The 23,749-nt window shown below is 58.1% G+C and carries 22 protein-coding genes; 12 read left to right on the forward strand and 10 right to left on the reverse strand.

All coding sequences use genetic code 11. The features are described from left to right. Window positions 1–91 precede the first annotated feature (91 nt). Window positions 92–1,270, forward strand: coding sequence for a serine hydrolase (locus ABWQ00_RS02490; RefSeq protein ID WP_353237083.1), 1,179 nt, complete (start codon window positions 92–94; stop codon window positions 1,268–1,270). 38 nt (window positions 1,271–1,308) lie between these two features. Here ABWQ00_RS02490 and ABWQ00_RS02495 read toward each other — a convergent pair whose 3' ends face one another. The 3 genes from ABWQ00_RS02495 to aat form a co-directional block, all read right to left on the reverse strand. After that, complete coding sequence (locus tag ABWQ00_RS02495; RefSeq protein ID WP_353237084.1) at window positions 1,309–2,088, reverse strand: IclR family transcriptional regulator; 780 nt, start codon at window positions 2,086–2,088, stop codon at window positions 1,309–1,311. 70 nt (window positions 2,089–2,158) lie between these two features. Next, the gene (locus ABWQ00_RS02500; RefSeq protein ID WP_353237085.1) at window positions 2,159–2,896 is read right to left on the reverse strand and encodes an arginyltransferase; all 738 of its coding nucleotides are present in this window, start codon (window positions 2,894–2,896) and stop codon (window positions 2,159–2,161) included. Further along, entirely contained in the window at window positions 2,893–3,666 is a 774-nt protein-coding gene (gene aat, locus ABWQ00_RS02505; protein ID WP_353237086.1) for a leucyl/phenylalanyl-tRNA--protein transferase, read from the reverse strand. The genes ABWQ00_RS02500 and aat overlap by 4 nt, the downstream gene beginning before the upstream one ends. A gap of 57 nt (window positions 3,667–3,723) precedes the next feature. Here aat and pgeF point away from each other — a divergent pair, with 57 nt between their 5' ends. Further along, on the forward strand, window positions 3,724–4,512 hold the full coding sequence (gene pgeF / locus ABWQ00_RS02510; protein WP_353237087.1) for a peptidoglycan editing factor PgeF: 789 nt from the start codon (window positions 3,724–3,726) through the stop codon (window positions 4,510–4,512). Here pgeF and ABWQ00_RS02515 read toward each other — a convergent pair. Further along, window positions 4,420–4,743 (reverse strand): hypothetical protein, encoded by a 324-nt coding sequence (locus tag ABWQ00_RS02515; RefSeq protein WP_353237088.1) that lies wholly within the window; start codon window positions 4,741–4,743, stop codon window positions 4,420–4,422. The genes pgeF and ABWQ00_RS02515 overlap by 93 nt on opposite strands. 90 nt (window positions 4,744–4,833) lie before the next feature. Here ABWQ00_RS02515 and phaC point away from each other — a divergent pair, with 90 nt between their 5' ends. The 3 genes from phaC to phbB all read left to right on the forward strand — a co-directional run bounded on the left by phaC (window position 4,834) and on the right by phbB (window position 8,612). Continuing rightward, window positions 4,834–6,549 (forward strand): class I poly(R)-hydroxyalkanoic acid synthase, encoded by a 1,716-nt coding sequence (gene phaC, locus ABWQ00_RS02520; RefSeq protein WP_353237089.1) that lies wholly within the window; start codon window positions 4,834–4,836, stop codon window positions 6,547–6,549. A 23-nt stretch (window positions 6,550–6,572) separates the two neighbouring features. Further along, the gene (locus ABWQ00_RS02525) at window positions 6,573–7,754 is read left to right on the forward strand and encodes an acetyl-CoA C-acetyltransferase (protein ID WP_353237090.1); all 1,182 of its coding nucleotides are present in this window, start codon (window positions 6,573–6,575) and stop codon (window positions 7,752–7,754) included. A gap of 120 nt (window positions 7,755–7,874) precedes the next feature. Beyond that, the gene (gene phbB, locus ABWQ00_RS02530) at window positions 7,875–8,612 is read left to right on the forward strand and encodes an acetoacetyl-CoA reductase (protein WP_353237091.1); all 738 of its coding nucleotides are present in this window, start codon (window positions 7,875–7,877) and stop codon (window positions 8,610–8,612) included. A 104-nt stretch (window positions 8,613–8,716) separates the two neighbouring features. Here the strand turns inward: phbB and ABWQ00_RS02535 are convergent, their stop codons facing one another. Continuing rightward, window positions 8,717–9,634 carry an SPFH domain-containing protein gene (locus ABWQ00_RS02535; RefSeq protein WP_353237092.1) on the reverse strand — a complete coding sequence of 306 codons (918 nt, stop codon included), beginning with the start codon at window positions 9,632–9,634 and terminating at the stop codon, window positions 8,717–8,719. 36 nt (window positions 9,635–9,670) lie between these two features. Then, a complete protein-coding gene (locus tag ABWQ00_RS02540; protein WP_353237093.1) occupies window positions 9,671–10,090 on the reverse strand; it encodes an NfeD family protein in 420 nt (139 codons plus the stop codon). 125 nt (window positions 10,091–10,215) lie between these two features. Between ABWQ00_RS02540 and dusA the strand changes: the two genes are divergently transcribed. Together dusA and ABWQ00_RS02550 are read left to right on the forward strand one after the other, a co-directional pair. Next, entirely contained in the window at window positions 10,216–11,217 is a 1,002-nt protein-coding gene (gene dusA / locus ABWQ00_RS02545; protein ID WP_353237094.1) for a tRNA dihydrouridine(20/20a) synthase DusA, read from the forward strand. Between the two features lie 52 nt (window positions 11,218–11,269). Then, complete coding sequence (locus ABWQ00_RS02550; protein ID WP_353237095.1) at window positions 11,270–11,893, forward strand: FMN-binding negative transcriptional regulator; 624 nt, start codon at window positions 11,270–11,272, stop codon at window positions 11,891–11,893. A 48-nt stretch (window positions 11,894–11,941) separates the two neighbouring features. Here ABWQ00_RS02550 and ABWQ00_RS02555 read toward each other — a convergent pair whose 3' ends face one another. Beyond that, window positions 11,942–12,577: a GntR family transcriptional regulator gene (locus ABWQ00_RS02555; protein WP_353237096.1), complete on the reverse strand. Its 636-nt coding sequence runs from the start codon at window positions 12,575–12,577 to the stop codon at window positions 11,942–11,944. Between the two features lie 183 nt (window positions 12,578–12,760). Between ABWQ00_RS02555 and scpA the strand changes: the two genes are divergently transcribed. From scpA to ABWQ00_RS02580, 5 genes are read left to right on the forward strand one after another with little or no spacing between them, the layout of a single operon-like run. Beyond that, window positions 12,761–14,938 (forward strand): methylmalonyl-CoA mutase, encoded by a 2,178-nt coding sequence (scpA, locus tag ABWQ00_RS02560; RefSeq protein WP_353237097.1) that lies wholly within the window; start codon window positions 12,761–12,763, stop codon window positions 14,936–14,938. Further along, window positions 14,935–15,948 (forward strand): methylmalonyl Co-A mutase-associated GTPase MeaB, encoded by a 1,014-nt coding sequence (gene meaB / locus ABWQ00_RS02565; RefSeq protein WP_353237098.1) that lies wholly within the window; start codon window positions 14,935–14,937, stop codon window positions 15,946–15,948. The genes scpA and meaB overlap by 4 nt, the downstream gene beginning before the upstream one ends. A 35-nt stretch (window positions 15,949–15,983) precedes the next feature. Next, the gene (locus ABWQ00_RS02570) at window positions 15,984–17,516 is read left to right on the forward strand and encodes an acyl-CoA carboxylase subunit beta (RefSeq protein WP_353237099.1); all 1,533 of its coding nucleotides are present in this window, start codon (window positions 15,984–15,986) and stop codon (window positions 17,514–17,516) included. A 20-nt stretch (window positions 17,517–17,536) separates the two neighbouring features. Further along, on the forward strand, window positions 17,537–19,585 hold the full coding sequence (locus ABWQ00_RS02575) for an acetyl-CoA carboxylase biotin carboxylase subunit (protein WP_353237100.1): 2,049 nt from the start codon (window positions 17,537–17,539) through the stop codon (window positions 19,583–19,585). Then, complete coding sequence (locus ABWQ00_RS02580) at window positions 19,586–20,068, forward strand: VOC family protein (protein WP_353237101.1); 483 nt, start codon at window positions 19,586–19,588, stop codon at window positions 20,066–20,068. A gap of 81 nt (window positions 20,069–20,149) precedes the next feature. Here ABWQ00_RS02580 and rsxB read toward each other — a convergent pair whose 3' ends face one another. The 3 genes from rsxB to ABWQ00_RS02595 all read right to left on the reverse strand — a co-directional run bounded on the left by rsxB (window position 20,150) and on the right by ABWQ00_RS02595 (window position 23,684). Further along, a complete protein-coding gene (gene rsxB / locus ABWQ00_RS02585; RefSeq protein ID WP_353237102.1) occupies window positions 20,150–20,839 on the reverse strand; it encodes an electron transport complex subunit RsxB in 690 nt (229 codons plus the stop codon). A 5-nt stretch (window positions 20,840–20,844) separates the two neighbouring features. Further along, a complete protein-coding gene (gene phaZ, locus ABWQ00_RS02590; protein WP_353237103.1) occupies window positions 20,845–22,317 on the reverse strand; it encodes a polyhydroxyalkanoate depolymerase in 1,473 nt (490 codons plus the stop codon). Between the two features lie 170 nt (window positions 22,318–22,487). Beyond that, window positions 22,488–23,684: an amino acid aminotransferase gene (locus ABWQ00_RS02595; RefSeq protein WP_353237104.1), complete on the reverse strand. Its 1,197-nt coding sequence runs from the start codon at window positions 23,682–23,684 to the stop codon at window positions 22,488–22,490. Window positions 23,685–23,749: the final 65 nt, after the last annotated feature.

Below are 23,749 nucleotides of genomic sequence, written 5' to 3' on the forward strand. Positions count from 1 at the left end.
TTTTTATTTGTATACACTACAGGGCTTGATCAGCACAACGACCACACAGGATGCGCCATTGAACCCCGCTCTCCTTTCAAATTTTCCAAGAATGCGTCACAAGCCTCAGCTGGGCGCTTTCTTGTTGATGCTGGCCTTGTCGCTGGGTTTGACAAGCCTTCCGGCGCATGCCCAATCGGGCCAAACAGCCTCTAAAACCGCGGACAAATCGGCCAAGAAAAAAGACAAGCCGACTTCGGTGAACAAGGGTCAACCCGTCAAGGCCAAGGCGAAGGACAACCCCCAACAAAAAGTCAAGGCCAAGAACAAAGCCGCGGCGAACAACTCGGTGCAAAGAGCCAAAGCGCCAGCAGCCAACAAGTCGGCCAAGAACGCGCCATCCGCTGTCAAACAAGTGCGCATGCAAAGCAACGCCCACAGCGCACAACAGGCGCGCCCAGTTCGTGCCTCTTTCGGCCAAATGGCGGGTTTGCACGCCACATCGGACGCACTGGACCTGCATTCGAGCGTTGCATTGGTGGTGGACCAAGATACCCACGAAGTTTTGTACCGCAAAAATGACCATGCTGTTTTGCCCATTGCTTCTTTGACCAAGCTGATGACGGGTTTGGTCATTGCTGAGTCCAAACTCTCCATGGACGAGCCGATCAGGATCACACAAGACGATGTGGACACCGAAAAAGGCAGCTCATCTCGCTTGGCTGTGGGCACGGTCCTGTCGCGTGGCGATCTGATGCACCTGTCATTGATGTCCAGTGAAAATCGGGCGGCAAACGCCTTGGGGCGGACCTTCCCGGGTGGCATGGACAACTTTGTTGACAAAATGAATTCTCGTGCCAAGCAACTGGGGATGAAAGACACGCGTTATGTCGAGCCCACCGGCTTGTCCAGTCGCAACCAATCGAGTGCCGGCGATTTGGCGGTGTTGGTGGCGGTAGCCTACAAAGAGCCCATGTTGCGGGAGTTATCCACCTCCCACGGCCGTGAGGTTGAAGTTGGTCGTCGCACTTTGCAATACAACAACACCAACCGCTTGGTCAAAAATCCGGCCTGGGACATCGGCTTGCAAAAGACGGGTTACATCTCTGAGGCCGGACGGTGTTTGGTGATGCAAACCCAAGTGTCAGGCCGCAAATTGATCATGGTTTTTTTGGACTCCGCCGGCAAACTCAGCCGCTTGGGTGACGCCGAGCGTGTTCGCCAATGGTTGGAAAGCAAACCACCTCTGCATTCTGGGCAATCGTTGCCACGCACCTACTTGCCGGGCTGAAGTCTGAGGTGCCTGCCAATCATGGGCGCTAGGCCATGTCAGTCGCTGCCAGGGTGGCCCAATGTGTTGGAAATCGTTTTCGCCGTTTCCTGTAATTTGAGCAGCCAACTCTCGTCTAGCCTGTCGGCAGGAGCAGAGATCGACAATCCGGCCAAGAGCTTGCCTTGGTCGTCGTAAATGCCCGCTGCGATACACCGCACACCCAACTCCAGTTCTTCGTTGTCAAGAGCAAATCCCGATTGCTTGACGCGAGTCAACTCCCGCTCTAAGACTTGCAACTGCGTAATGCTGTTGCGAGTTTGGCCAGAAAGGCCAGTGCGGGTCGCATAGGATCGCACGCGCAGGGGGTCATCGGCGGCCAAGAAAAGCTTGCCCACAGAGGTCAGGTGCAAGGGTGCTCTTCCCCCAATGGCGCGGACCACTTGCATGCCAGAGCGTTCACTGTAGGCGCGTTCGATGTACACGATCTCGTCGCCTTGCCGCATGCTCAAGTTAACGGGCTGTTGGATCAATTTGTGCAACTCACGCATGGGCGTGAGCGCCGCATCTCTGACATTCAGACGGCCTTTGACCAAATTGCCCAATTCCAGCAACCGGATGCCCAAGCGGTAGCTGCCAGCCTCGGGGCGGTCAACAAAACGGCCAGAAGCCAAGTCGTTCAAAATGCGGTGCGCTGTTGACGGGTGAAGACCCGTCTTTTGGCTGATCTCTTTGAGTGAGATGGCCTCTTCTCTGGACGCTAGGACGTCAATCAGGGTGAACATCCGTTCAATCACCTGAATGGTGGGCGTGGGCGTGAGCGCAGGGTCTTTTTTCATCGTGGACTTCAGATGCATGATTATTTTACACTGTGAAATAACGTGCAAGCGCCGCTGAGACTGAATGGCTTCAAGCCATGGGTGACCAGACGCCTTTCACCAGAAGTTCGCAGGGTCTGAAACGGGATTTGTAATTCATCTTTGGACTGTCCTCAATCCAATAACCCAGGTAAACATAGTCCAAACCCAATTGGGCTGCTTGTTGGATCTGCCACAGCACCCCGAAAGTGCCATAGCTGGCTTTGTCATCAGGCTCGTAAAAGGTGTAGACCGCAGACAAGCCGTTGTTCAGCACATCCACAATGCTGACCATTTTGAGCGCACCCAAGTGGTCATCCTCCCCAGCCTCCCGAAATTCAACGATACGGGAGTTCACGCGGCTTTGCAGCAAAAATTGGCTGTATTGGTCAATGCTGTCTTGGTCCATGCCCCCGCCTGGATGACGCGAGTTCTGGTAGCGCAAGTACAGGGCGTAATGCTGTTCGTTGAAATGCAAGTCCAAAACCCGAACGCGCAAGTCTTGGTGTGCCGTTTGCGCCCGACGTTGACTGCGGTCAGGGACAAACTTTGCCACCGCGACGCGCAGGGGTTGGCAGGCTTGGCATCCATCGCAATAGGGTCGGTAAGTGAACAGCCCACTGCGGCGAAAACCCTGAGAGACCAAATCGGAGTAAACCTCGTTGTGGATCAGGTGGCTGGGGGTGGCCACTTGAGAGCGTGCGGAACGGTCTGGCAGGTAACTGCAGGCATAGGGTGCTGTGGCGTAAAACTGAAGCGCCTGCAGAGGTAGGTCTTTGAGATGGGTCATTGAAAACCCTCCAACGATTGCAGCGCAGGCCAATTCAAAGTCTGCGAGCCCCAGTGGATAGCCTGACCATTCAGCGCTTGTTGAACCCCTGAAAGAAAGCGGGAACGAGGGACTTCCCGAGCACCCAGCGATGCCAAATGACGGGTGTTTTGTTGACAGTCAATGGCATCGACACCTTCTTGCAAACACACGCTCACCAAATTGGCCAAGGCCATTTTGGAGCCGTCGGTGATGGTGGTGAACATGGACTCACCAAACACAGCAAGTCCTAAATTGACAAAATAAAGCCCGGCCACCAGTTGCCCCTGGTGCCAGACTTCACTGCTGTGCGCCAACCCACATCGGTGTAGTTCTTCATACGCCTCGACCATCTTGGGGACGATCCAAGTCCCTTTTTGGCCCACACGCGCAGAGGTGGCGCACTTTTTGATCACTTGCGAAAAATCCCGGTCAAAGCACAGTTCAAATCCTGGGGTCAGCGTCCAGCGATGCAAAGATTTGCGCAAGGATCGGTGCACCCTAAATTCACGGGTGATCAACACCATGCGGGGGTCCGGGCTCCACCAAAGCACGGGTTGACCTTCACTGAACCAAGGAAAAATGCCTTGGCTGTAAGCCTCGATCAGCCGAGCCGCACACAAGTCACCGCTGGCAGCCAGCAGGCCCGGCGCCGGTGCAGTAGGGCCCCATGCCGTGTCTGCGCAAGGAAAGGCATCCCCCTCGACAATCCAGGGCAGCTCCGGCGCATCGGTTTGGGCAATTTCGCTCATACATCAATTACACAATAAATACAGATTATTCGGGGGTGCTGGCATTATGATTTTCGGATGAACCACTTTCCTGCCGGTTGGCTGAGACCGAATTGGCCTGCCCCTCAACGTGTCAACGCGGTCATGACCAACCGTGAGTCTGGGGTATCCGTTGCGCCATGGGACAGCATGAACTTGGGTGACCATGTGGGTGACGCGCCAGCGGATGTTCAGGCCAACCGGGATCACTTGGCACGTTTATTGGATCGGCGACCTGTTTTTTTGAAGCAAGTGCACGGTGTGACCTCGGTCAATCTGTCTCGTGCTTGCCCTGATGGATGGGTTGCCGATGCTTGTTGGACCCAAGATGCCCAGGTGGCCTGCACCATCATGGTGGCCGATTGTCTGCCAGTGCTTTTGAGTGATGCCTCTGGTCAGTGGGTGGCCGCAGCCCATGCGGGATGGCGAGGCTTGGCGGGGACCAAGGGGCATGGTGTTCTGGAGGCTTTGATCTCCGACGTGAGGCAAGCCGGTTGCGATGCATCGAATGTCTTGGCTTGGTTAGGGCCTTGTATCGGACCTGATGCTTTCGAAGTCGGCACCGATGTCCTACACGCTTTTGATGACGGTTCGGCGGCGATTCGATCGCTGTTTGAAGTGCAGTCCAACGGCAAATTCAAGGCCAATTTGGCGGGTTTGGCACGCTTGCGTTTGCAAGCCTTGGGGCTGAACAGCATCCACGGCAATGACGGTGCACCCGTTTGGTGCACGGCATCACAGCCGCAATTCTTCTTTTCGCACCGCAGGGACAGCCGTACTCTCGGGCAAAGCGGGCGGATGGCCGCTTGCATCTGGCTGGGTGCTTGAGTCAGTTTGCAATTTGGCCGCCACGAACTCTTCGCGGGCCAATTGCTCTGATTTTCGAATGGCTTTTCGCCGCAATGGGGTTCCCATCAGGTACACCACCAAGGCCATGGGCAGCAGGCCGTAAAGCACGAAAGTGATGATGGCGCCCAGAACACTGCCCTGTGAACTGAAAGCTTCGGCCAAGGCCATCAGCAAAGTGACGTATAGCCAAGCAATGACGATCAAGTACATCTTTTTTCCAGTTGTAATTTAGGTGACATCAAATTGAAAGATACTCTGTCCCATAGATTTCATAAATAGGTGGATTCAGGAGACCCCGACATGAGCGCTGCTACCCCGGAATTTTGGTCCCAAATGGGTGAAGGTTTTCAAAACCAGCTCACGAAAAGCTGGGGTGAAGCCATGCGGCATTTTCAGACCATCGACTTAGGGGGCTTGAAATCAGGTCATGAGGCTGCGCCCATGCTCAAGTTCTCACCTCAAAAGCTGCAAGACCTGCAAGCTCAGTACTTCAAAGACGCCTCTGACTTATGGAACCAGAGCCTGCACAACAGCCTACAAGTCAAGGATCGGCGATTTTCGGGTGAGGCTTGGGCCTCCAACCCCGTGGCGGCATTTAACGCAGCCACTTACTTGCTCAATGCCCGCACCCTGATGGGCTTGGCCGATGCGGTCGATGCCGATGAAAAAACCCGCTCCCGCATCCGCTTTGCAGTTGAGCAATGGGTGGCTGCCGCTGCGCCAAGCAATTTCCTGGCCTTCAATGCTGAAGCGCAAAAGAAAGCCATCGAAACCCAGGGCGAGAGCATCGCCAAAGGCGTGCAAAACCTGATGCACGACATGCAGCAGGGCCATGTGTCCATGACTGACGAGAGCCTGTTTGAAGTGGGCAAGAACGTGGCCACCACTGAAGGCGCGGTGGTGTTCGAGAATGAATTTTTCCAGCTCATCGAATACAAGCCCCTCACGGCCAAGGTCTATGAAAAGCCGTTTTTGCTGGTTCCCCCGTGCATCAACAAGTTCTACATCCTGGACCTGCAACCTGAAAACTCGCTGATCCGTTATGCCGTGAGTCAGGGCCACCGCACCTTTGTGGTGAGCTGGCGTAACCCCGACGAGTCCATGGCGCAAAAGACCTGGGACGACTACATCGAGCATGCGGCCATCAAGGCCATCCACACGGTGCAGGCCATCACCGGCGCACCCAAGATCAATGCTTTAGGTTTTTGCGTGGGCGGCACCATTTTGTCGACCGCCTTGGCGGTGTTGGCGGCGCGTGGTGACAAGCCGGTGGCCAGTGCCACCTTCCTCACCACGCTGATCAATTTCACCGACACGGGCATTTTGGACGTGTTCATCGACGAGAACTTCGTCAAGTTCCGTGAACAGCAAATGGGCCAAGGCGGCTTGCTCAAGGGGCAGGACTTGGCCTCCACCTTCAGCTTTTTGCGCCCCAACGACTTGGTCTGGAACTATGTGGTGGGCAACTACCTCAAGGGTGAGACACCGCCGCCCTTTGACTTGCTCTACTGGAACAGCGACTCGACCAACTTGCCCGGTCCCTTCTACGCTTGGTACTTGCGCAACACCTATTTGGAAAACAATTTGGTCAAACCCCGCAAGCTCAAGGTCTGCGGCGAGGCCATTGATCTGGGCAAGGTTGACATGCCGGTCTACATCTACGGCTCTCGCGAAGACCACATCGTGCCGATTGGCGGAGCTTATGCCAGCACGCAAGTGCTGCCGGGCAAAAAGCGTTTTGTGATGGGGGCCTCGGGCCACATCGCGGGCGTGATCAACCCGCCCGCGGCCAAAAAGCGCAGCCATTGGCTGAACGAAGGCACGAAGTTCCCGGCCAATGTGAACGACTGGATCGCCAGCGCCAAAGAGGTCCACGGCAGCTGGTGGACCGATTGGTCGGATTGGCTCAAAGGCCATGCGGGCAAGCAAATTGCAGCTCCCAAGGCCTACGGCAAAACAAGTCAATTCAAAGCCATCGAAGCGGCCCCAGGTCGCTACGTCAAAGCCAAGGCCTGATCAGATTTTTATTGGAGACAAAAATGGAAGACATCGTCATCGTTGCAGCCGCACGCACCGCCGTGGGCAAATTTGGCGGCACACTCGCCAAAACCCCCGCCACCGAGCTGGGCAGCATCGTCATCAAGGGTTTGCTCGAGCGCAGCGGCTTGCCCGTAGACGCCATTGGCGAAGTCATCATGGGCCAGGTGCTGGCCGCAGGTGTGGGCCAAAACCCCGCTCGTCAAGCCATGATGAAAGCCGGTGTGGCCAAGGAAACGCCCGCCCTGACCATCAACGCCGTGTGCGGCTCGGGCCTCAAAGCCGTGATGCTGGCCGCCCAAGCGGTGGCTTGGGGCGACAGCGAAATTGTGATCGCCGGTGGCCAGGAAAACATGAGCGCCAGCCCGCATGTTTTGAATGCCAGCCGCGACGGCCAGCGCATGGGTGACTGGAAAATGACGGACACCATGATCGTGGACGGCCTGTGGGACGTGTACAACCAGTACCACATGGGCATCACAGCCGAAAACGTGGCCAAAGCATACGGCATCACCCGTGACATGCAAGACGCCCTGGCCGCTGGTAGCCAGCGCAAAGCAGCCGCTGCGCAAGAGGCGGGCAAGTTCAAGGATGAAATCGTCGACGTGCTGATTCCCCAGCGCAAAGGCGACGCACTGGTGTTCAACACCGACGAATTCATTAACAAGAAAACCAGCGTGGAAGTGCTCGCTGGCCTTCGTCCCGCCTTTGACAAGGCCGGTAGCGTGACCGCAGGCAACGCCTCGGGCATCAACGACGGCGCTGCTGCCGTGATGGTCATGAGCGCCAAGAAGGCTGCTGCCTTGGGCCTCAAGCCCCTGGCCCGCATTGCCGCTTTTGGCACCAGCGGTCTGGACCCGGCCACCATGGGCATGGGCCCCGTGCCGGCTTCGCAAAAAGCACTGGCCCGCGCCGGCTGGAAAGCCCAAGACGTGGACCTGTTTGAGCTGAACGAAGCCTTCGCTGCGCAAGCTTGTGCGGTGAACCAGGCCCTGGACATCGATCCGGCCAAGGTCAACGTTAATGGCGGCGCGATCGCGATTGGTCACCCGATTGGCGCGTCCGGTTGCCGAATCTTGGTGACTTTGTTGCACGAAATGCAGCGCACTCAAGCCAATAAAGGCTTGGCCGCGCTGTGCATTGGCGGCGGCATGGGCGTGTCGCTGGCCATCGAGCGCGTTTAAACAACACCAGCCGCTCAGGCTGTGTGAATCGGCGCACTGTCCAGTTGTATAAGGGCAGCCGATCATGCGGGTTTGGGTGGTTTTCCACCATCTCACCACACTCATCACCAGGAGATAAACATGAGTCAAAAAGTAGCGTACGTCACAGGCGGCATGGGCGGCATCGGGACCGCGATTTGCCAGCGCCTTCACCAAGAGGGCTTCAAGGTCATCGCCGGTTGCGGCCCGACCCGTGACTTCACCAAATGGCTGGACGAGCAAAAAGCCCTGGGCTATACCTTTTACGCTTCGGTGGGCAACGTGGGTGATTGGGATTCCACGGTGCAAGCCTTCACCAAGGCCAAAGCCGAGCACGGCTCCATCGACGTTTTGGTCAACAACGCAGGTATCACCAAGGACCGCATGTTCCTGAAGATGACCCGCGAAGACTGGCAAGCCGTCATGAACACCAACCTGGACTCCATGTTCAACGTGACCAAACAGGTGGTGGCCGACATGGTTGAAAAAGGCTGGGGCCGCATCATCAACATCAGTTCGGTGAACGGCGAAAAAGGCCAAGCCGGTCAAACCAACTACTCGGCTGCCAAAGCGGGTATGCACGGTTTCTCAATGGCCTTGGCACAAGAGCTGGCCACCAAGGGAGTGACCGTGAACACCGTGAGCCCTGGCTACATCGGCACCGACATGGTCAACGCCATCCGTCCCGACGTTTTGGAAAAGATCGTGGCCACCGTGCCCGTCAAGCGCTTGGGCAAGCCCAGCGAAATCGCCTCCATCATTGCCTGGATGGCCAGCGAAGACGGTAGTTACACCACCGGCGCTGACTTCGCTGTCAACGGCGGTTTGCACATGGGTTGATGTCTGTTTTTTGCCCAGTTTGGCAAGGCCAGGCTGGGCAATTCAAGTCCGCAGTTCCCACAAAAAACCCGCCACGGCGGGTTTTTTGCGTCTGCAGGGCTGCTTCAACCAGTTTGTTTGCCAGTGCTCACCATCTGCATGGCCGAAGCGATCAGGCCTGAGACTTCGCTCATGTTGCCCGGCACGATCAAGGTCGTCTTGGCATCTTGCGCCACCTTGGCGTAGGCCTGCACCGCTTGCTCGGCCACCTTGAGCTGAACGGCTTGTTCGCCCCCGGGCTGGAGGATGGCAGTGGCAATCCGCTCAATCGCTTGCGCGGTGGCATTGGCCATTTCGGTGATGGCGGCGGCGTCACCTTGGGCTTTGTTGATGGCGGCTTGCTTTTCACCCTCTGATCGGGCAATGAAAGCCTCGCGCTCGCCCGTGGCGATGTTGATCTGCTCTTGACGGCGGCCTTCGGAGGCGGCGATCAGCGCACGCTTTTCGCGCTCAGCCGTAATTTGTGATTGCATGGCCAGCAAAATTTCTTTGGGCGGTGTCAGGTCCTTGATCTCGTAACGCAGCACCTTCACGCCCCAATTGAGCGCCGCTTCGTCAATGGCGGCCACCACCTGAGCGTTGATGATGTCGCGCTCCTCAAAGGTCTTGTCCAGCTCCAATTTCCCGATCACGCTGCGCAGGCTGGTTTGAGCCAGCTGGGTCACGGCCACGATGTAGTTGGACGAGCCATAGCTGGCCAGTTTCGGATCGGTGACTTGAAAAAACAAAATACCGTCCACCTGCAGCTGCGTGTTGTCACGCGTGATGCAAATCTGGCTGGGCACATCGAGCGGGATTTCTTTCAGGCTGTGCTTTTGGATCACGTTGTCCACAAAGGGTACCACAAAGTTCAGGCCCGGGGACAGGCTGGCGTGAAATTTGCCCAGCCTTTCGACTACCCAGGCTTCTTGTTGTGGCACCACTTTGACGGTCTTGACGATGAACAGGACCGCGATGATCACGAGGACTGCTGCGATTTCCATGGTTTCTCTCCCTTTTCGGTATTGCGAGCGGTGTGCTCAGATTTTCTCGAGGACCAAGCGGTTGCCCGCCATGGCCTGAATGCGGTAAACGCCCGGTGCGGCGGTCTGGCCTGGGGCCAGCACCGCGGTCCAGGCAGCGCCCCGGTGTTTGACTTGCGCGGTGTTTTGGGCATCCCAGGCATCGACTTGTACCGTGGCGCCCAAGTCCAGATGCTGGTCATGCGCTTCTTGGCGCGTGGTGGTTTGGTGCTTGCGCCATTGGCCCAGCAGCACAGCCCCCAAGCCGCCCACAATGGCCGCAGCCACCAGTTGGGTGCTCAGGCCATGGCCCGCCATGGCCACCAAGGCTGCAGCCACGGCCCCCAGGCTCAGCATCAAGAGATAAAAAGTGCCGGTCAACAACTCCAGTGCCACCAAGACACCGGCCAAAACCCACCACATCGTTGCATCACCCATCTCGATTTCTCCTAGCTTAAGCGGTCATTGTCGGGCTCAAGACCGGCTTTCATTAAACGCCCTGTTGAAATGGGTCGTTAGGGTTTGTTTTCAAGGCCGCAGACAGGCAAGGATAATCAACCCCCATGCATTTTCCCGAACCCCAACGCTGGCGCTTGTCAGTTGCCCCCATGATGGACTGGACTGACCGGCATTGCCGATTTTTCCACCGCCTGCTGACCCGCCACACCTTGCTCTACACCGAGATGGTGACCACCGGTGCCTTGCGCCACGGCAGTGTGCAACGGCACCTGCGCTTCAACGCCGAAGAGCACCCCGTGGCCCTGCAACTCGGCGGCAGCGACGCCGCCGATTTGTCCCACGCCGCCAAGCTGGGCCAAGAGTGGGGTTATGACGAAATCAACCTCAACTGCGGCTGCCCTTCAGACCGTGTGCAGCGCGGCGCGTTTGGCGCTTGCCTGATGAACGAGCCGCGCACCGTGGCCGATGGCGTGAAAGCCATGCTCGATGTGGTGGATGTGCCGGTCACAGTGAAGCACCGCATTGGCATTGACCGCATCGAAAGCTACGACTTTGTGAGCGACTTTGTCGGCACGGTGAGCGAAGCGGGGTGTAAGGTTTTCATCGTCCACGCCCGCAATGCTTGGCTCGACGGCCTGAGCCCCAAAGAAAATCGCGAAATCCCGCCGCTGCGCTACGAGCTGGCCTACCAGCTCAAAAAAGACTTTCCGGGGCTGCTGATCGCCGTGAACGGCGGCATCAAGACCAACGAAGAGATCGCGCAGCATCTGCAGCACGCCGACGGTGTGATGGTCGGACGCGAGGCCTACTACAACCCTTGGCTGTTGGGCACTTGGGACGCCGCGTTTTTCGGTGATACCCATGACGTGCTCAGCCGCGAAGCGGTGGAAGAGGTCATGGTGACCTACATGGAGCGCGCCTTTGCCGAAGACGGCTGCCCTTGGTATGCGATCGCGCGGCACATGCTGGGCCTGTACCACGGGCAGCGCGGCGGGCGTTTGTGGCGCCAGGTCTGGAGCGATCACAAACTCAAGCCCTTGCCGCCGCGTGAGGTCTGGCAGCTGGCGCGTGCCGCTTTGGCCCGGGGTGCGGTGGTGACTGACTGAGATTCGATGGCAAGATGGTGCCCTCTGCTGATTCCCCATTTGAGCCGATCCGATGTACATCCCCGCCCATTTCCTCATCCAAAATCCGCCAGAACTCCACACGATCATCCGGGAGCATCCGCTGGGTGCCCTTGTCACGTCAGGGCCCGATGGCTTGGATGCGAACCACATTCCCTTTGAGTTTGACGCCAGTCAGGGGGCGCATGGGTTGTTGACCGCGCATGTTGCGCGGGCCAACCCGGTGTGGCAACAATGTCAGGACGGTGCTGATGTGCTGGTGATTTTTCGCGGCAACGAGAGCTACATCTCGCCCAATTGGTACCCGAGCAAGCACGAAACCCACCGGCAGGTGCCTACCTGGAACTACGAAGTTGTGCATGTCCATGGCCGACTGACGGTGATGGACGAGGAAAGGTTTGTCCGTGGCGTCGTGGCGCGGCTGACCCGTGAACATGAGGCTTCCGAGCCCCGCCCCTGGAAGATGGGCGATTCGCCGCCCGATTACATTGCCCAAATGCTCAAGGCGGTGGTCGGCATTCAGGTGGAGATTCAGCGCATCGAGGGCAAGGCCAAGCTCAGCCAGAACCGTGAGGCGCGGGATCGCTTGAACGCCGCCGACACCCTGCTGGCCAAGGGGGCGGAAGCTTTGGGCAAAGCGATGCGAGAGGCGGATTGATCTTCTGCCCTGGCCACAGGCTGTTGAGGCGTGGTGGAAGTTGATCGCTTATTGTGCGGCCTGTAAGCCGTTCATGAAGTGGGCCGACATGCACTCTGCCGCTTGTTCCGGCTGCCGTTCGGTCAGGGCCTGCACGATGGTCCGGTGCTCGGCCAAGGACTGCTCAATGCGCCCCTCTTTGAACAATGAGCTGTGTCGGTTGAGCTTCATCACCTTGCGCAGGTCGGCGACCATTTGGTCGCGCCAGCGGTTGTCTGCCAATTCGAGCAGCAGCATGTGAAAAGCTTCGTTGATCTCGAAAAAACGCTCGCGATGGCCCACGGCCTGTTCCAGATCCGCGTGCAACGCGCTGATCTGTGCCATCTGCTCGGCGCTGGCGTTTTGTGCCACCACCCGGGCCGCATCGGATTCGAGCAGGGCCAGCAGGTGGTAAACATCGCGCAGGTCTTTTTCGTTGACCTCGGTCACATAGGCGCCCCGACGCACCTTCATGGTCACCAAGCCTTCGGCGGCCAGTACCTTCAGTGCTTCGCGCAACGGTGTACGGCTGATGCCCAGCGCCTCGGCAATGCGCAACTCGTCGATCCAGCTGCCCGGCTCCAGCTCGCGCGCAAAGATGCGCTGTCGCAACAATTCGGCCACTTCTTCGTACAAGGCGCGGGGGGCAAGAGACAGGGCGGACATGGTGCTTGTGTTTCCGGAAAAACCGGTTTTTGGGGTGTCGAAAGAAAATTTTCAGTGGTGGGATTGTAAGCCGGTTAAAATATTCTGCATCAATAATTATGAATCACGGTACTTGTAAGCCGGTAGGCAGTCCCAGGCTGCCAAAATCCGTCTCAGCCATTTTTGTCCCGAAAGCACAGCGCCATGACGTCCAAATCCTTTGAATTCAAAGCTTCTAACTTGGAGGCTTGGCAAAAAGCCGCGGTCAAATCTGCTCCCGGTGGCGATGTGAACGCGTTGAACTGGAAGACGCCCGACGGCATCGTCGTCAAGCCTCTCTACACCGCCGAGGACACGGCCAAGCTGCCTTATGCCAACACGTTGCCAGGTTTTGAGCCGTTTTTGCGCGGCCCACAGGCCACCATGTACGCCGTGCGCCCTTGGACGATCCGCCAGTACGCCGGTTTCTCGACCGCCGAGGAATCCAACGCGTTTTACCGCAAGGCCTTGGCTGCTGGCGGGCAGGGCGTGTCGGTGGCTTTTGACTTGGCCACGCACCGTGGTTACGACTCCGACCATCCGCGTGTGACGGGCGATGTGGGCAAGGCCGGTGTGGCGATCGATTCTGTCGAGGACATGAAAATTTTGTTTGACCAGATCCCGCTGGACAAGGTCAGCGTGTCCATGACCATGAACGGTGCGGTGCTGCCGGTGCTGGCGGGCTATGTGGTGGCCGCAGAAGAGCAGGGCGTGTCGCAGGAGCAACTCTCCGGAACGATTCAGAACGACATTCTGAAAGAGTTCATGGTGCGCAACACCTACATTTACCCGCCCGAGCCCTCGATGAAGATCATCGGCGACATCATCGAGTACACGGCCAAGAACATGCCCAAGTTCAACTCGATCTCGATCTCGGGCTACCACATGCAGGAAGCCGGGGCCAACCAGGCGCTCGAGATGGCCTTCACCCTGGCCGACGGTAAAGAGTATGTGAAGACCGCTATCGCCAAAGGCATGGACGTGGACGAGTTCGCGGGTCGCCTGTCCTTCTTCTGGGCAGTGGGCATGAACTTCTATCTGGAGATCGCCAAGATGCGTGCCGCGCGCCTGTTGTGGTGCCGCATCATGAAGGGCTTCAACGCCCAAAACCCCAAGAGCCTCATGCTGCGCACGCACAGCCAAACTTCGGGTTGGTCACTCACCGAGCAAGACCCCTACAACAACGTGGTGCGCACCACCATTGAGGCCATGGCGGCCGTGTTTGGTGGCACCCAGTCGCTGCACACCAACTCGTTTGACGAAGCGATTGCCTTGCCCACCGAATTCAGTGCGCGCATTGCCCGAAACACGCAGCTCATCATCCAGGAAGAAACCCACATCACCAACGTGATCGACCCTTGGGCCGGTTCTTACATGATGGAGAGCCTGACGCAAGAGATGGCCGACAAGGCCTGGGCCATCATCCAAGAAGTCGAGGCCATGGGTGGCATGACCAAAGCCGTTGGCAGTGGTTGGGCCAAGCTCAAGATCGAAGCGGCCGCAGCCGAAAAGCAAGCCCGCATCGACTCTGGCAAAGACGTCATCGTGGGCGTGAACAAATACAAGTTGGCCAAAGAAGACACGATCGAGACGCTGTCGATTGACAACGTCAAGGTGCGCGACGGCCAGATCGAGCGCTTGGCCAAGATCCGCGCCAGCCGCGACAGCGCCAAGGTGCAAGCCGCTCTGGATGCCTTGACCGCTTCGGCCGAATCCGGACAGGGCAACCTGCTCGACCTGTCGATCCAGGCTGTGCGCTTGCGCGCCACGGTGGGTGAGATTTCCGATTCGCTGGAAAAAGCCTTTGGCCGCCACCGCGCCGACACCCAAAAGGTGACGGGCGTGTACGCCGCCGCCTATGACGACGGCGAAAACGTGGGAGACACCATGGAATACTGGAACCAGATCAAGGCCGACATCGCCGCCTTTGCCGAAGCGCAAGGCCGACGCCCCCGCGTGATGATCTCCAAGCTAGGTCAAGACGGCCATGACCGGGGCGCCAAAGTGGTCGCCACCGCGTTTGCCGACCTGGGCTTTGACGTGGACATGGGTCCGTTGTTCCAAACCCCCGAAGAGTGCGCCCGCCAAGCCATTGAAAACGATGTCCATGCCGTGGGCGTGAGTACCCTCGCTGCAGGCCACAAAACCCTTGTGCCCGCCATCATTGCCGAGCTCAAGAAGCAGGGCGCCGACGACATCATCGTGTTCGTGGGCGGCGTGATCCCGCGTCAGGACTACGACATGCTCTACGAAGCAGGCGTCAAAGGCATCTATGGCCCCGGCACTCCGATTCCGGTCAGCGCCAAGGATGTGCTGGAGCAGATCAAAAAGGCGATCGGGTGAATCCTGTGCAATTGCTGGACGGTTTGTTGCACGGCAACGCAGCCGTGCAGCGACGCGCCATGGCCAAAGCCATCACGCTGCTGGAGTCTACGCGTGCAGACCACCGTGTGCTGGCCGACGAGTTGCTCACGGCCATGCTGCCCCACACCGGGAAATCTTTCCGCTTGGGCATCAGCGGCGTGCCGGGCGTGGGCAAGTCCACTTTCATTGAAGCGCTGGGTTTGTATTTGATGGGCCAAGGCCACCGCGTGGCGGTGTTGGCGGTGGACCCGTCGTCCAACGTGTCGGGCGGCTCCATCTTGGGTGACAAGACCCGCATGGAGTTGCTCAGCGTGCACGAGCGGGCCTACATACGCCCCAGCCCCAGCAGCGGCACTTTGGGCGGCGTGGCCGAAAAAACCCGGGAATCGATGCTGGTTTGTGAAACGGCGGGTTACGACGTGGTGATCGTCGAGACGGTGGGTGTGGGCCAGTCAGAAACCGCTGTGGCCAACATGACTGACATGTTTGTGCTCATGCAGTTGCCGAATGCGGGCGATGATTTGCAGGCCATCAAAAAAGGCGTGATGGAAATCGCCGATCTGGTGGTCATCAACAAGGCCGACATCGACGCCATTGCAGCCACCCGCGCCGAGCTTCAAATCACCAGCGCCTTGCAACTTTTGGGCATGCACGGCGGCTCGGGCCATGCGCATGCCGACACCACCCAGTGGCATCCCAAGGTGGTCCAGCTGAGCGCTTTGCTGGGCCAGGGCGTGGACAGTTTTTGGGCTGCGGTGAGTGAATTCCGCGGCTTGCAAACAACCAACGGCCGCTTGGTGCTGCGCCGCCAACAACAAGCCTTGTCGTGGATGTGGGAGCGCATCGACGCTGGGCTCAAACACAATTTCAGGGCGCAGCCGCGTGTGCAAACACTGCTGCCCCAACTCAGCCAACAAGTTGCAGCGGGTCAGCTTGCCGCGTCAACGGCTGCCCGTCAACTGCTCAGCGCCTACCAAGCGCAGGGTTAAATCTGCCATCTTCCTGAAGAAAAGAGAGAGCCACCATGCAAGACATCATTGAACAACTGGAAAAAAAGCGCGCTGCGGCCCGCTTGGGCGGCGGGCAAAAGCGCATTGACGCGCAGCATGCCAAAGGCAAACTTACCGCGCGTGAGCGTATCGAAGTGCTGCTCGACGAGGGTACTTTTGAAGAGTGGGACATGTTTGTCGAGCACCGCTGCACCGACTTTGGCATGCAGGACAACAAGATCCCCGGCGACGGCGTGGTGACAGGCTACGGCATGATCAATGGCCGTTTGGTCTTTGTTTACAGCCAAGACTTCACCGTCTACGGTGGCGCTTTGTCTGAAACGCACGCCGAGAAAATTTGCAAGCTCATGGACCAGGCCATGAAGGTCGGCGCTCCGGTGATCGGCCTGAACGACTCGGGCGGTGCCCGTATTCAAGAGGGCGTGGCCTCGCTGGGTGGTTATGCTGATGTGTTTCAGCGCAACGTGATGGCCAGCGGCGTGGTGCCTCAGATCAGCATGATCATGGGTCCATCAGCCGGTGGAGCGGTGTACTCGCCCGCACTCACCGATTTCATCTTCATGGTCAAGGACACGTCTTACATGTTTGTGACCGGACCCGAAGTGGTCAAGACCGTCACGCACGAAGAAGTGACGGCCGAAGAATTGGGCGGCGCTTTGACGCACACCACCAAGAGCGGCGTGGCCGACATGGCCTTTGAGAACGATGTGGAAGCGCTGCTCATGCTGCGCCGCCTTTACAACTACCTGCCGCTGAACAACCGCGAAAAAGCACCGGTGCGCGCCAGTGGTGACCCCTCAGGTCGAATGGACATGAGTCTCGATACCTTGGTCCCTGAGAACCCCAACAAGGCCTATGACATGAAAGAGCTCATCGTCAAAACCGTGGACGATGGTGACTTCTTTGAGTTGCAACCCGATTACGCCAAGAACATCCTGATCGGCTTTGCCCGCATGGAAGGTCAAACCGTGGGCATCGTGGCCAACCAGCCTTTGGTTCTGGCCGGTTGCCTCGACATCAAGAGCTCCATCAAAGCGGCCCGCTTTGTGCGCTTTTGCGACGCGTTCAACATTCCCGTGGTCACCTTTGTGGACGTGCCTGGTTTCATGCCTGGCACTTCACAAGAGTACGGCGGCATCATCAAACACGGCGCGAAGCTGCTCTATGCGTACGCCGAGTGCACCGTGCCCAAAATCACCGTCATCACCCGCAAGGCTTATGGCGGCGCTTATGACGTGATGGCTTCCAAGCACCTGCGCGGTGACGTGAACTTTGCCTGGCCCAATGCCGAAATCGCCGTCATGGGTGCCAAAGGCGCGGTGGAAATCATCTTCCGTGAAGACAAGGGTAACCCTGAAAAGCTGGCTGCCAAGGAAGCCGAATACAAAGCCCGCTTTGCCAACCCTTTCGTTGCCGGTGCACGTGGGTTTATCGACGATGTGATTCAGCCGCACGAAACCCGTAAACGCATCTGCCGCTCTTTGGTCATGCTCAAAGACAAAAAGCTCGAGAACCCCTGGCGCAAGCACGGGAACATTCCGCTGTAAGCCCGAAGGAGAAGAAGAACATGTTTACCAAAATCTTGATTGCCAACCGTGGTGAAATTGCTTGCCGCGTCATCACCACTGCCCAGAAAATGGGCATCCAAACCGTGGCCGTTTATTCTGAAGCCGACAAAGAAGCGCGCCACGTACTGCTGGCCGACGAGGCTGTGTCGATTGGCCCCGCGCCATCGCGTGAGTCGTACTTGGTGGCCGACAAAATCATCGCGGCCGCCAAAGCCACTGGTGCCCAGGCCATCCATCCCGGTTACGGTTTCCTGAGCGAGAACGCCGAGTTCTCCAAGCGCTGCGAAGAAGAGGGCATTGCCTTCATTGGCCCACGCCATTTTTCGATTGCCGCCATGGGCGACAAGATCGAATCCAAAAAGCTGGCGGGTGCTGCGGGTGTGAACTGCATTCCCGGTGTGAACGATGCGATCGAAACGGCCGACAAAGCGGTCGAGATTGCCAAAGGGATCGGCTACCCCGTCATGATCAAAGCCTCAGCCGGTGGTGGTGGCAAGGGTTTGCGCGTCGCGTTCAACGACAAGGAAGCCTTTGAAGGCTTCACGTCGTGCCGCAACGAGGCGCGCAACAGCTTTGGCGATGACCGCGTGTTCATCGAGAAGTTTGTTGAAGAGCCCCGCCACATCGAAATCCAGATTTTGGGTGACAGCCATGGCAACGTGGTGTACCTGAACGAGCGCGAGTGTTCCATTCAGCGCCGCCACCAAAAAGTGATCGAAGAAGCGCCGTCACCTTTCATTTCTGAAGCTACGCGCAAAGCCATGGGCGAGCAGGCTGTGCAACTGGCCAAGGCGGTGAAATACCAATCGGCCGGTACGGTGGAGTTTGTGGTCGGCAAAGACCAGAGCTTTTATTTCCTGGAGATGAACACCCGCCTGCAGGTGGAGCACCCCGTGACCGAAGCCATCACCGGCCTCGATTTGGTGGAGCAGATGATCCGCGTCGCTGCAGGTGAAAAATTGGCTTTTGGCCAAGCCGACGTGAAACGCAACGGCTGGTCTATCGAGTGCCGCATCAACGCCGAAGACCCGTTCCGCAACTTCTTGCCCTCTACAGGACGTTTGGTGCGTTTCCAGACGCCCAAGCAAACCATGTTCCAGGGCAATACACAAGACCTCTATGGCGTGCGCGTGGACACGGGCGTGCAGGACGGTGGCGAGATCCCGATGTTCTACGACTCGATGATCGCCAAGCTGATCGTGCACGGCAAAGACCGCCATGAGGCGATTGCCAAAATGCGTGAGGCCTTGAACGGTTTTGTCATCCGCGGCATCAGCTCCAACATCCCGTTCCAAGCGGCCCTGTTGGCGCACCCCCGTTTTGTCTCGGGTGACTTCAACACCGGTTTCATCGCCGAGCAGTACAGCCAGGGTTTCCGTGCAGAGGACGTGCCGCACGACGACCACGACTTTTTGGCCGCATTGGCTGCCTTTGTACGCCGCAAGTCGCGTGAGCGTGCAGCGGGTTTGAGTGGACAATTGCCAGGCTATGACGTGCAGGTGGGCCAAGACTATGCCGTGGTGGAATTGGGCAAAGAGGGCAAGAACCGCTATGTCCAAGTGCATGTTGCTGAGTCTTCGGGCAAGCACGGCGAGGCGCAAATCACTGTGAATGGCAAAACCTATGCGATTGCCAGCAATTCCCGCTTGAACGACATCCGCATTGTGGGCACTTGCAATGGCAAGCCGTTCACCGCTCAGGTCGAACGTGGCACTTTGAAAAATCCCCTGGCTTTGCAAGTGCAGCACAACGGCACACGCATCGAAGCGTTGGTGATGTCGCCTCGCATGGCCGAGCTGCACAAACTCATGCCTTACAAGGCGCCGCCGGATTTGAGCAAATTTGTGTTGTCCCCCATGCCCGGTTTGTTGGTCGAGGTGTCTGTGACGCCGGGTCAAAAAGTGCAAGCGGGCGAGCGCCTGGCCGTGATCGAAGCCATGAAGATGGAAAACGTCTTGTTTGCCGCCGCCGATGGCGTGGTGAAAAAAGTGGTGGCCGCCAAAGGCGAGTCGCTCACGGTGGACCAGATGATTGTGGAGTTCGAATAAATGAACCGCCCCTTCAAAGTGCTGGGCGTCCAGCAAATCGCCATTGGCGGACCCGATAAGAGCCGCCTGCAAAAGCTCTGGGTCGATATGTTCGGTCTCGAGGTAACGGGCACCTTCAAGAGTGAACGCGAGAACGTGGACGAAGACATCTGCGCCATGGGTTCTGGCCCGTTCAAGGTCGAAGTCGATTTGATGCAACCGCTGGACCCCGACAAAAAGCCCGCTGTGCACACCACACCCCTTAACCACATCGGCTTGTGGATCGACGACCTACCGGTCGCGGTGGAGTGGCTCACAGCTCAGGGCGTGCGCTTTGCACCGGGTGGCATCCGCAAGGGTGCCGCCGGTTTTGACATCACGTTTTTGCACCCCAAGGCGAACGAGGAGTTCCCGATTGGCGGCGAGGGCGTGTTGATCGAGTTGGTGCAGGCACCGCCCGAGGTGGTCGGTGCATTTGCTGCTTTGGCGGCCAACGCGCATTGAGTGGTGTCGGACCTGAAGGTCCGACCTGCAGCGCTTTGTAGGTCGGTGGCTTCAGCCCCAACAAGCCTCTTCAAAAGCCCGTCAGGCTCCGGTCTGGCGGGCTTTTGCTTTGGCCAGTGCGGCTTCGATGATGGCGCGTTTGCGGTCCACTTCGAGGGGCTTGTCTGCGCCCTTGGTATGGGCGGTCAAGTCGGCCAAGGTGTGCTCGGCCTCGGAGATCAGCCGGGCTTGATGGGCAGCCTCTTCGTGTACCAAGCGTTTTTGGCGTGACGTGTAACGTGTGAGGGCCGTCTGAGCTTCTTGCGCGGACCATGCTGCCCAGCCGGTGCGCGTGTCCGTCACGTTTTCCAGAGCAATGCAGTCTACCGGGCACACCGGTATGCACAGCTCGCAGCCCGTGCACCAAGGCTCGATCACCGTGTGCATCAGTTTGTTGGCGCCCAAAATCGCATCGGTCGGGCAAGCTTTGATGCACAGCGTGCAGCCAATGCACCAAGCCTCGTCGATGATGGCCACGTGGCGCGGGCCTTCCGTGCCGTGTTCAGGGTTGAGCGCCAGCACCGGCTGACCGGTGATCGCAGCCAGACGTTCAATGCCGGCTTGACCGCCTGGCGGACATTGGTTGATGGCCGCCTGCCCCTCGGCCATGGCGCGGGCATAGGCAGCGCAATCTGGAAAGCCACAGCGTGTGCACTGCGTTTGGGGCAGCGCATCGTTCAGCAATATAAAAAGCGCCTGGGTCTCAGGCGCTGTTCTGGGCAAAGCGGGCATGGGCCTCAAGCTTTTTTGCCGGGTTGGACCCATGTGGTTTTGACCGTCGCTTTGGATTTCGCGGCGGCTTTGACCGGGGCTTGAACCGGCGTTTGGGTTTCAGTCTTGTTGGCGGCCTTCGCCACCGGCTTTGTCACGGTTTTCGGCGCGGCTTTTGCTGCAGTCTTAGGCTGAACGATCGCAGGCGCTTTGTTGGGCGCTTTGCTGGCCGTTTTGGGCGGATGGTTCAAGATGAACTTGACCAGTTGTGGGTAAACCATGTCGCGCCAGCGGCGGCCACTGAAGATGCCATAGTGACCCGCACCCTCCACCTCCAAGTGCTTGCGCTCACTGGCGGGCACACCGCTGCACAAGTCTTGTGCAGCACGGGTTTGGCCAGAGCCAGAGATATCGTCCAGCTCGCCTTCCACGGTCATCAGGGCCGTACCCTTGATGTCTTGAGGGCGCACGCGCTCGACTTTGCCGTCGACGCCTTTGACGTCCCAAGTGCCGTTGACCAGTTTGAAGTCTTGGAACACCGTCTGGATGGTCTCCAGGTAGTAATCGGCGTCCATGTCCAAAACGGCGTTGTACTCGTCGTAGAACTTGCGGTGGGCTTCGGCGCTGGCGTCGTCACCCTTGATCAGGTCTTTGAAGTAATCGTAGTGGCTGTTGGCGTGGCGGTCGGGGTTCATGGCCACGAAGCCGGTGTATTGCAAAAAGCCGGGATAAACACGTCGACCAGCACCTGGGAAGTTCGGCGGTACGCGGTAAATCACGTTGTTCTCAAACCACTCAAAACTCTTGTTGGTGGCCAGGTTGTTGACCGAGGTGGGCGACTTGCGCGCATCGATGGGGCCGCCCATCATGGTCATGGTCAGCGGGGTCTTCTCGCCACGGCTGGCCATCAGGGACACGGCGGCCAAGACCGGCACCGTGGGCTGACAAACACTGACCACATGGCAATGGCCATAGGTGGCTTGCAGGTGGCGAATGAACTCTTGCACGTAATTGATGTAGTCGTCCAGGTGGAACTCACCGTCCGACAAAGGCACCAGGCGGGCATTTTTCCAATCGGTGATGTAGACCTTGTGGTCTTGCAGCATGGTTTTGACGGTGTCGCGCAGCAAGGTGGCGTAGTGGCCCGACAAAGGCGCCACGATCAGCACCACGGGTTGCGACTTGAGCAGAGTCAATGTGGCCGCGTCGTCCGAGAAACGCTTGAAACGGCGCAGCTCGCAAAAAGGCTTGTCGATCTCGATGCGCTCATGAATGGCCACATCGACCCGATTGACCTTGACGGTCTTGATGCCAAATTCGGGCTTTTCGTAGTCTTTGCCCAAGCGGTGCATCAGGGCGTAACCCGCCGACACGCGTTGGGCCAAAGGCGTTTGCGCCATGGGGTTCAAGGGGTTGCTGTACAGCTTGGCCGCTGCTTGCGCCAGATCGGAAAAAGGTTCCATGATCGAGCGTTGCGTTTCGAAGATCTGGTAAAGCATGTGACAGTTTTCCTTGCAACAAAATGATGCGGTGCAGCAATACTACAGGAGACCCTTGGGTATTTTTTGAGTCCGTACCCTAATCAGCAGTCACATCCCGGACCGACCAAAAAGAAACCGCCCCGTCAGGGGCGGTCGCAAGCTGAAGGTCAGCCTTGATGGACATCAAATCAGACGACTTTGGCGATGGCAGCGCACACGTAGTCGATGTTTTTGCTGTTGAGCGCCGCCACGCACATGCGGCCTGTATCGGTGCCGTAAACACCAAACTCGCTGCGCAGGCGCACCATTTGGTCTTTGGTCAGGCCCGAGTAGCTGAACATGCCGATTTGGGTGGTGATGAAAGACATGTCTTGTTGCACGCCAGCGGCTTTGAGGCTGTCCACCAGTTTTTGGCGCATGGCCTTGATGCGCACGCGCATTTCGCCCAACTCTTTTTCCCACAAGGCACGCAGCTCGGGGTTGTTCAGCACGGCCGCCACCACCGCACCGCCGTGGATGGGTGGGTTGGAGTAATTGGTACGGATCGCGATTTTGAGTTGGCTCAGCACGCGGGAAGCCTCTTCCTTGTCGTTGGCCACCACCGACAAGGCGCCCACGCGCTCGCCGTACAGGCTGAAACTCTTGGAGAAAGAGGTGGACACAAAGATGTTCAGACCCGCCGCCACAAACTTGGCGATGACCGCGCCGTCTTCGGCAATGCCGTGGCCAAAGCCCTGGTAAGCCATGTCGAGGAAAGCGGTCAAGCCCTTGGCTTTCACTACGGCAATAACTTGGGCCCACTGTGCATCGGTGATGTCGTAGCCGGTCGGGTTGTGGCAGCAAGCGTGCAGCACCACGATGGTGCCAGGGGCGGCAGCGTTCAGGCTGGCCAGCATGCCTTCAAAGTTGACGCCGCGTTTTTCGGCGTCGTAATAAGCGTAAGTGCCGACTTCAAAACCGGCATTCACGAAGATGGCGCGGTGGTTTTCCCAGCTGGGGTCAGAGATCAGCACTTTGGCGTTGGGGCTGACTTTTTTCAGGAAGTCGGCGCCGATTTTCAGGCCACCCGTGCCGCCAATGGCCTGCACGGTGGACACGCGGCCCGACTTCACCACGTCCGATTCGGCACCAAACACCAGCGCTTTGACAGCGTTGTCATAGGCCACGATGCCGTCAATCGGCAGGTAGCCACGTGCAGAAGGCGTGGCCATCATGGTTTTTTCGGCCGCTTGCACGCATTGCAGCAGTGGCAGTTTGCCGTTGTCGTCGAAATACACGCCCACGCCCAGGTTGACCTTGTTGGGGTTGGTGTCGGCATTGAATTGCTCGTTCAGACCCAAAATAGGGTCGCGGGGGGCCATTTCGACGGCGGAAAACAGAGACATGGAAAGTCCTTGGATTGTGTTCATGGGTGGCAGAAAACCCGATCCTCGGTTAGGCTTTCGGGTTT

Origin of the sequence: Limnohabitans sp. (genome assembly GCF_040400975.1) — a bacterium.
Taxonomy (GTDB): domain Bacteria; phylum Pseudomonadota; class Gammaproteobacteria; order Burkholderiales; family Burkholderiaceae_C; genus Limnohabitans_A.

Excerpts from the sequence above, each read along its gene's own strand:
- ABWQ00_RS02540 (WP_353237093.1), bottom strand. The coding sequence starts at position 10,090 with ATGGGTGATGCAACGATGTGGTGGGTTTTGGCCGGTGTCTTGGTGGCA.
- aat (WP_353237086.1), bottom strand. The coding sequence starts at position 3,666 with ATGAGCGAAATTGCCCAAACCGATGCGCCGGAGCTGCCCTGGATTGTC.
- ABWQ00_RS02515 (WP_353237088.1), bottom strand. The coding sequence starts at position 4,743 with ATGTACTTGATCGTCATTGCTTGGCTATACGTCACTTTGCTGATGGCC.
- ABWQ00_RS02500 (WP_353237085.1), bottom strand. The coding sequence starts at position 2,896 with ATGACCCATCTCAAAGACCTACCTCTGCAGGCGCTTCAGTTTTACGCC.
- ABWQ00_RS02495 (WP_353237084.1), bottom strand. The coding sequence starts at position 2,088 with ATGAAAAAAGACCCTGCGCTCACGCCCACGCCCACCATTCAGGTGATT.
- scpA (WP_353237097.1), top strand. The coding sequence starts at position 12,761 with ATGACGTCCAAATCCTTTGAATTCAAAGCTTCTAACTTGGAGGCTTGG.
- pgeF (WP_353237087.1), top strand. The coding sequence starts at position 3,724 with ATGAACCACTTTCCTGCCGGTTGGCTGAGACCGAATTGGCCTGCCCCT.
- phbB (WP_353237091.1), top strand. The coding sequence starts at position 7,875 with ATGAGTCAAAAAGTAGCGTACGTCACAGGCGGCATGGGCGGCATCGGG.
- ABWQ00_RS02535 (WP_353237092.1), bottom strand. The coding sequence starts at position 9,634 with ATGGAAATCGCAGCAGTCCTCGTGATCATCGCGGTCCTGTTCATCGTC.
- ABWQ00_RS02580 (WP_353237101.1), top strand. The coding sequence starts at position 19,586 with ATGAACCGCCCCTTCAAAGTGCTGGGCGTCCAGCAAATCGCCATTGGC.
- phaZ (WP_353237103.1), bottom strand. The coding sequence starts at position 22,317 with ATGCTTTACCAGATCTTCGAAACGCAACGCTCGATCATGGAACCTTTT.
- dusA (WP_353237094.1), top strand. The coding sequence starts at position 10,216 with ATGCATTTTCCCGAACCCCAACGCTGGCGCTTGTCAGTTGCCCCCATG.
- ABWQ00_RS02490 (WP_353237083.1), top strand. The coding sequence starts at position 92 with ATGCGTCACAAGCCTCAGCTGGGCGCTTTCTTGTTGATGCTGGCCTTG.
- rsxB (WP_353237102.1), bottom strand. The coding sequence starts at position 20,839 with ATGCCCGCTTTGCCCAGAACAGCGCCTGAGACCCAGGCGCTTTTTATA.
- ABWQ00_RS02555 (WP_353237096.1), bottom strand. The coding sequence starts at position 12,577 with ATGTCCGCCCTGTCTCTTGCCCCCCGCGCCTTGTACGAAGAAGTGGCC.
- ABWQ00_RS02570 (WP_353237099.1), top strand. The coding sequence starts at position 15,984 with ATGCAAGACATCATTGAACAACTGGAAAAAAAGCGCGCTGCGGCCCGC.
- ABWQ00_RS02595 (WP_353237104.1), bottom strand. The coding sequence starts at position 23,684 with ATGTCTCTGTTTTCCGCCGTCGAAATGGCCCCCCGCGACCCTATTTTG.
- ABWQ00_RS02525 (WP_353237090.1), top strand. The coding sequence starts at position 6,573 with ATGGAAGACATCGTCATCGTTGCAGCCGCACGCACCGCCGTGGGCAAA.
- phaC (WP_353237089.1), top strand. The coding sequence starts at position 4,834 with ATGAGCGCTGCTACCCCGGAATTTTGGTCCCAAATGGGTGAAGGTTTT.
- ABWQ00_RS02575 (WP_353237100.1), top strand. The coding sequence starts at position 17,537 with ATGTTTACCAAAATCTTGATTGCCAACCGTGGTGAAATTGCTTGCCGC.
- ABWQ00_RS02550 (WP_353237095.1), top strand. The coding sequence starts at position 11,270 with ATGTACATCCCCGCCCATTTCCTCATCCAAAATCCGCCAGAACTCCAC.